Origin of the sequence: Micromonospora radicis, from assembly GCF_003583405.1 — a bacterium.
GTDB lineage: Bacteria > Actinomycetota > Actinomycetes > Mycobacteriales > Micromonosporaceae > Micromonospora > Micromonospora radicis.
Map to the genome: position 1 here is coordinate 1 of NZ_QXEC01000071.1, position 572 is coordinate 572.

1 protein-coding gene is annotated in these 572 nt (G+C 67.8%); it reads right to left on the reverse strand.

Annotation, left to right across the window (positions count from 1 at the left end; all coding sequences use genetic code 11):
- A partial coding sequence (locus D2L64_RS26955; RefSeq protein ID WP_325049935.1) for a tyrosine-type recombinase/integrase occupies positions 1 to 480 on the reverse strand: 480 nt, incomplete at its 3' end.
- Positions 481 to 572 lie beyond the last annotated feature (92 nt).

Consider the following 572-nt stretch of genomic DNA (forward strand, 5'->3'; position numbering starts at 1 on the left):
CTTCGCGCTCCGATAGGTGTGGCATCGTGACACCCTCAGCCGGGGTGTGTGCTTCGGCGGCCTTCGGGCTCCTGCCCCTGGGATGTCCGGTTCCGGACGCGGCTCGGTCTTCGCCATCGCGGTTCCATCGTCGGTGTCTCGGGTGCGGTCGATCTGTCGCTTGACCTCCGCGCCGGGCTTGCTGGCCTCGATGAGGTATGAGGCGGTGACTTCGGCTGCCTTGTGCGCGGCTGGCGGCAGGACGGTGGTGTAGATGTTGGCGGTGACGCCGATGTTGGCGTGTCCGAGCTGGTGCTGGACGGTCTTCATGTCCGCGCCGGCGGAGTGCGCGAGTGAGGCGGCGCCGTGTCGGAGGTCGTGCAGCCGGATCGGTGGGAGTCCGGCGCGGTTGACCAGGAGCCGCAGGCGTTGGGTGAGGTAGCCGGGGTGCAGTGGTAGCCCGTCGGGGCTGGTGAACACGTAGCCGCTGTCGTGGCACACCTTGCCTGCGCCGACGCGTCTGGCCCTGCGTTCCTGCTGTCGTTCACGCTGTTGTCTCAGCACGTGCATGGTGTGCTTGTCGAGCGCGACTA